The organism is Bacillus sp. VT 712, from assembly GCF_001614195.1.
Taxonomy (GTDB): Bacteria; Bacillota; Bacilli; order Bacillales; family Bacillaceae_H; genus Priestia; species Priestia flexa.
This window is the reverse complement of sequence record NZ_LWBK01000069.1, coordinates 1-6,072: the sequence shown is the minus strand read 5'-3', so window position 1 is coordinate 6,072 and position 6,072 is coordinate 1. Positions and strand designations below refer to the sequence as shown.

7 protein-coding genes and 2 pseudogenes are annotated in these 6,072 nt (G+C 32.6%); 4 read left to right on the top strand and 5 right to left on the bottom strand.

Going from position 1 to position 6,072, the window contains the following annotated elements; translation table 11 throughout:
* The first annotated feature begins 430 nt into the window (after window positions 1-430).
* Window positions 431-814, top strand: coding sequence for a hypothetical protein (locus A2U94_RS19530; RefSeq protein ID WP_231882789.1), 384 nt, complete (start codon window positions 431-433; stop codon window positions 812-814).
* Between the two features lie 777 nt (window positions 815-1,591).
* Here A2U94_RS19530 and A2U94_RS19525 read toward each other — a convergent pair.
* The 5 genes and pseudogenes from A2U94_RS19525 to A2U94_RS19505 form a co-directional block, all read right to left on the bottom strand.
* Window positions 1,592-1,987, bottom strand: a pseudogene (locus tag A2U94_RS19525) (Tn3 family transposase); the annotation flags it as partial.
* Window positions 1,988-2,189: 202 nt separating this feature from the next.
* Window positions 2,190-2,864, bottom strand: a complete 675-nt coding sequence (locus A2U94_RS19520; RefSeq protein ID WP_025909687.1) for a DUF421 domain-containing protein — start codon at window positions 2,862-2,864, stop codon at window positions 2,190-2,192.
* 115 nt (window positions 2,865-2,979) lie between these two features.
* Entirely contained in the window at window positions 2,980-3,537 is a 558-nt protein-coding gene (locus A2U94_RS19515) for a DUF421 domain-containing protein (protein WP_412177905.1), read from the bottom strand.
* 117 nt (window positions 3,538-3,654) lie between these two features.
* Window positions 3,655-3,945, bottom strand: coding sequence for a hypothetical protein (locus A2U94_RS22035; RefSeq protein WP_231882788.1), 291 nt, complete (start codon window positions 3,943-3,945; stop codon window positions 3,655-3,657).
* Window positions 3,946-4,027: 82 nt separating this feature from the next.
* Window positions 4,028-4,234, bottom strand: coding sequence for a DUF1657 domain-containing protein (locus A2U94_RS19505; protein WP_013352384.1), 207 nt, complete (start codon window positions 4,232-4,234; stop codon window positions 4,028-4,030).
* A gap of 436 nt (window positions 4,235-4,670) precedes the next feature.
* On the opposite strand from A2U94_RS19505, the gene A2U94_RS19500 reads away from it, so the two are divergent.
* The 3 genes and pseudogenes from A2U94_RS19500 to A2U94_RS22030 form a co-directional block, all read left to right on the top strand.
* Window positions 4,671-4,916, top strand: coding sequence for a hypothetical protein (locus tag A2U94_RS19500; RefSeq protein WP_025909771.1), 246 nt, complete (start codon window positions 4,671-4,673; stop codon window positions 4,914-4,916).
* A gap of 13 nt (window positions 4,917-4,929) precedes the next feature.
* Window positions 4,930-5,388, top strand: coding sequence for a hypothetical protein (locus tag A2U94_RS19495; protein WP_152545185.1), 459 nt, complete (start codon window positions 4,930-4,932; stop codon window positions 5,386-5,388).
* Between the two features lie 562 nt (window positions 5,389-5,950).
* Window positions 5,951-6,072: pseudogene (locus A2U94_RS22030) on the top strand (IS701-like element ISPlan1 family transposase); the annotation flags it as partial.

The window sequence follows — 6,072 nt, the reverse complement described above, 5'->3', positions numbered from 1 at the left end:
CACTCAACATCCCATCTATAAAGTGGGTTAAGTGGTTGATGACAGGTTTTGAGAAATAAAAGGGCAGCTTCCATTTTATTAAGCCATTGTAGATTTCTTCTTGATGTGATAGTCTATTCATTGGACAAATAACGCTCCTCTGGATGGATGATTGGGTCAGAGCTTTCATTCTAAACCAGGTTTGCGTATTTGTCTTTTTTATTTTATAAGATGGAAATATTTTGAACTGAATTTACTCATTATCAGTTTATTATTAGAATGATGTATAAGAATATTTTTTATAACTTCCAATTTTATCCTGATTTTAAATGACCAAAAACCCACAGTTATGTAATTATATTTGATAAATGGCACCATTTTTTTGATAGCAGCCTCTTTTCCTCTGTACTACATTTTTTATCTTCAATTCCTGACACTAGGCCGCTACTGTTTGGTGATTAAGGACCTTAATTTTATTGATGTTAAGTTAAAATGTTCGTATAAAAAAGTAGAAGGAGAAGATAATATTGAAAGTAAACAACTAATAGAGAGGACGATAAAAATGAATCTAAAGTGGTTAAGTCTATTAACAGCAGTTTTTCTATCTACCATCATGTTATTGGGGTGTAATAATGTAGAAGAGGATAAGGATCCACCACCACCTGAAGTGGATGTAGATCCTGACACAGAAGAACCCATTGAAGATCCTGAAGATGCAAATGACCCAGATAATATAGATGAAAATGAAGATGATGAAGATGATTTAGTCCCTGATGCAGAAGAACCCATTGAAGATCCTAAAGATGTAAACGATCCAGATAATATAGATGAATAAATATTAACAGCAATAAGGCACACCGTTTGTTTTCAAACGGTGTGCCTTATTGCTCCAAATTTAACTGTTATGATAAAGCTCAATTGTTGTTTTTTTAACCAATAGTACAAAAATACATTTAAACATTTCAACTCTACTAGTTTTCCTTTATAAGCATGGAACATATCAACTATTTTTAAAACATTTTATTAATTTCCCAAGATTCAACCGTTAAATAAACGGTCTATGCCAATTAAATAGGTTATTACAGCACTTCCTTCAGCTCAGGGTATTGCGAAAACTGGCTGGAATATTGAGGATGATAATAAGACATGTAATTATGATATTGTATAATTTTTATAACTCCCCTTTCTTTAATAGCAACGTAAACGAAACTCCTTTTTTATTTTCCATTTATTTCATCGTTAAAATCCCTGTGACTAAACAAGCTAATAACAAAACTATTTAGAGGTGTCTCATTAGAAAAATACCAAGGGCCTTATTGGTTACCGTTTCCATACTTATTCTTTTATCCATAGGGTTACTATTTTTAGTACAAAATACAAGAAACACAGAGAATCACGAAAATGAAAAGAGAGCTGTCAAAAACAGATTTAATACCCCTATAACCAGAGTCCAAAATGTTGAAAGCGAAAAAAATGTTCTTCAAATAAACAGCATTGCCATGGATGAAACCATAAAGGGGTACTGCCGACTAAACGCAGATATAATACGCTAAGGAATTTTTTAGAGGTAAAAGCCTGATTTTTCTACGTTAAGCAGAAAAACCAGGCTTTTTTATATCCTAAGTGGACGCAGGGCATGTATCGAGTTCAAAATCTCAGGTATAAATGAATATTCTCCGAGAAAGTTTATGTGTTTCCATCCCAATGGTGATATGTGAGGAAGCAATTCCTCTTGATATTTTCCTATATTTTTAAAATGTTCAATTGCTTGTGATAAATATACGGTATTCCAAATGCTGATGGCATTAATAATTAGATTTAATGAGCTGGCACGCTGTAAATGATCTTGTAATGCTCTTTCTCTAAGTTCTCCCTGTTTTCCGAAGAAAATAGCTCGTGCCAAGGCATTCATGGATTCTCCCTTATTTAATCCACGTTGGATTCGCCGAAGTAATGAGTGACCGACAACTACTTGAGTATTGTTTATATTACCTTTTATCCGATTCATTAAAACATTAGCCTACATAGACGTTACAAAATTGTTTAGGTTTTCGTTGAAGTTACGTGTTTAACGTATTCAGGTTATATTTTATTTAGGGCTTATATGTATACCTTCACTCTCTCGCCAATCTGCGTAGAGTATACGCTTTTCATTTTCATATCCATTAGCAGTTAACATTAATTTATAGTGGGAAGAAATCGTCTTAAAATTAGTCGTTAACATCTATTTTGTTAATGGTTAATGAATGATCGGTATCTCTAACAGCAGCATAAAAAATATCTTTGATTTGAAGATATCCCTTTGCCTTTAGTTCTTCCTTTAACCACTTTTCATTTTTGTTGATTAATTTTAAATTACGCTTTTTCACTTTCCCTTCAATGACAACGGCTATGGGTAATCCGCGGTATTCCACTTTCATATGTAAATCTTTTGGAGTAATAGGAACTAATTCTTTTCTTGGAAAAATGCTAATTTCACCTGTTGCTTCCAAAATCGCATATTCAATATCGTGAATATCCGGATATCCTGATGTTCTTAAATTAGACAACAGCTCAGCTAAAGGATATCTACTTTCCTTTAAATTTCGATAGATAATTTTCCCGTGTTTAATTAGAATAGTCGGTTTTCCGATAATAAAAGGGGTTAACTTATTTAATAAACTTAACTTTGATATAAATAGATGAATGCATGTTATTATAATGATTCCAATAATCCCCTCCATCACTCCGTTTACTTTAATAGAACCAAAAGCTAAATAAGATAAAAAAAGAATCGCTCCAAAATCATGAGGGGTAAGTTGGGCTAGAGCTGATTTCCCTAAAATTTTTACTGCTACAATAAACACAATATAGATAAAAATAACTTTAACTAAAAAAATAGACACTTCTAACACCTCGTAAAAAAATTCATCTTAGTCCGAAATTGGACTAAGGTTTTTAAACTTTTTTCAATTAAAAATGGTATCTTTTTTTCGTCATGTATGAATCTAAGCTAAATCCTTATCCTTTTAAAATAGGGGTCACTTTATCAATGGCTTCTTGTAATTTTTCACTGTTTAACCTATACATTTGTTTGGCCTCTTTTGATTCCGTTCCAAGAGCAAATAGTTCTAAGTCTGCTTGACATTTTTTCAAGGTTGAAAGAATTAAGGGTCTTTCTTGAGGGGGGGGGGCGACTTGTAATTTATCGTCAAACAGATCAATCGTTAACTCTCCGTAAGAATTAACCTGTCCAAGAAATACATTTTCAATCGTTACCCCTAGTTTTTCTAATTCAGTATGTAGCCAAGCCCGACTTCGTCCAATCGTGGCTAGTGGTTCATCCATTATTGCACCATCCATAATAATGGTCTGAGGCTCCTTGATTGAAGCAACCTTCAAGTTTATATCCTTTGCTGTTAAAGGTTGATTTTCTTTCTTTAGCATCACAGATAAATCACCTGGTGGCTCTAAAACAGCAAATTCTACATCAGAGACTTGAAAGACATCCTTCCTGCGAAGTAGCTCTAACAGTTCATCTGTCGTATATCTTTCCTTTTTTAAGTTCTTCTTATTCATATCGTTTTTTTTCAGTCTTTGCTCGACCTTTTCAAGCTCCCAGAATATTTTTTTATCAGTCGAAACAAAAACTTTATAGTCCAGGTATATTTTTTCTAAGTCGGATTTTACTGACTTCTAGATACTCTTTAATCTAAATCGATTAAAATTCTCAACTTTAATCGCTGCCAAAAGCTCTTTATCAGTATTCACAACTTTTACGTCTGTAATATATTCCTTGGCAATTATCTTTTCTTTCGCATGATTGGCAACGGATTGATCAATTGGCTTACTTGTATGTACTTGTGAAATACAAAAAGTACTATTACCTTGAATAAATTCATTTTGATTACCATTACATCCTGATGCGAAACCAATGACCATTATAATAAAAAGTAGGTTTTTCAACGTGGTTATTTTATCTTTCAAAAAAATAACCTCCATGTTTTTCCATTATTTGAACAGCTGAAAAAAGGTTGGTTAAGAGGCCAACCTTTTTTCGCCTTACTAATTACTGTTGTTTGTATTGAGGTTCTTCTTGTTCGATTTGTTGAACACGTGGTTCAATGCTGTCTACAACGGATTGGGTTTGCTTAGCTGCATCTTGGTAAAGTTGCTTAGCTTGTTGATTATCTGTACTAAGAGCAAATGTTTCAAAACTTGCTTGAGCACTTTTCAATCCTGCTAGAGCTGTTTTAACGTCATTTATTACTGTCATGATAATTTCCTCCTTGAATTTTTTTTTACTCTTTTATATTGCTCTATGGAGAATTTTTTATTCAATGATTTTTGGGAAATTTAAATCTAAATTATTTTTGACGTATAGCTCCATTTTTCCGATAATAACCCCTTTTCCATATCCCCATCATTTCTTCTATTTCTCGTTGACAGCAATAGTTCTTATAACTTTTCATTTTTTCTTTTCTCAACTTCAATTTCTTTTACACCCCTACCTTTATAAAATAAGATGATTGTATTTCCTGAAAGGACTAATATTTTTTCCTATTTTTTGGATATTACCCCAAAGTTTCAAGAGTTTTTCCCTCTTAATTATCCTATTTATGGGTATTTAACATTGAAAATGTAATAACAAAGATAAACGCATGCATTTGTCGCCGTATTAAGGTTTGTCTAATACATAAAAAGGAACTGTTTTGTTATTAAACATCAAATTTTTCAACATTACTCAAAAAGACCAAATAAAAAGCGTGGAAGCAGGAATTGAGCGATATTTTGACGGAAGTTTGCCAGATATTATAACCCAGTTGGGCGTCCAGCAGTCCATTGATTACTTCGGGAATTTAATTGGTAAAAATGACTATCGGTTGATGGATACTGTAATCGTTTTGAAAACGCCAAATTTCAATTATGAGACTTACGTGTTGGATAAACTTTTATAATTCTATCGAAGGATTGCCAAGTCATAGCTTTTCAGTTTTCAAGAACAGAGATGTTGAGGCAATCAGACTTTCTTCAATTGCGGGAGAAATATATCAAGCTGTTCGTAGAGTTGCTCGTGATAATCCGAATACAGTAAGAATTTACGTTGTCAACGACAATCAAGATGTGATGAATATGGTCAGAGAGCAAATGCCGAATATCCAATATTATATGCACCAGATTCATTTGAATAAATCTGCTGATAGTGAAAAACAAAAAGTCCAATCGCTTAAAAGTGCAAAAGTTAAAATGGCAAAGGAAATTATAATCAAATCGAAAGAATCTGGGGACCCGTTTATTAATAAGAGGGATATCCGAGTCAAATTGGATATAAAGAGTAGCCCTAATTTCACTCAAATTCTAAGTGAACTTGAAACATTTCTCGATGTGAATAAAATCGAAAACATCGGTCAGAAACTCGTATTTACCTAAGGTATATATCAATGAAAAAAGTACAAGTGTAATCTCTATCCACTTGTACTTTTTTCATTGGGAATGGCTAAGGAAGTAGTAAATAAGAAGTTATACACCATGATCAGTTGAATTGAAGATTGAAGTAAGGTCCTCCAAATAAAATCGACAGGTTCTTTTTTGCAACAGTTTAATTAAAGGTGTTTGAAAAACATCTCAACTTTTACATAACGCCAAATGGATAATTGTGACTCTTCTTAACATGCAATTGCTTAAGTGCTATTATCCATTTGCGTATAAAAACCTATTACATTGCGGTAATTGTATATTCTCTGTAGAAAAATTTATTGGATGCTGAATGTTTTCCTGATGAAGATTTTTGTTAACACTTGTTTTTGACATCTTAAAAAGGAGGGTTTTAAATATTTCAGTTGATTCTTTATAAAATAAATTATTAACTGATAATGAGTAAATTCAGTTCAAAATATTTCCATCTTATAAAATAAAAAAGACAAATACGCAAACCTGGTTTAGAATGAAAGCTCTGACCCAATCATCCATCCAGAGGAGCGTTATTTGTCCAATGAATAGACTATCACATCAAGAAGAAATCTACAATGGCTTAATAAAATGGAAGCTGCCCTTTTATTTCTCAAAACCTGTCATCAACCACTTAACCCACTTTATAGATGGGATGTTGAGTGT

Coding starts and splice junctions, on each gene's coding strand:
- A2U94_RS19515 (WP_412177905.1), bottom strand. CDS start 3,537: ATGAATAAGAAGAACTTAAAAAAGGAAAGATATACGACAGATGAACTG.
- A2U94_RS19505 (WP_013352384.1), bottom strand. CDS start 4,234: ATGACAGTAATAAATGACGTTAAAACAGCTCTAGCAGGATTGAAAAGT.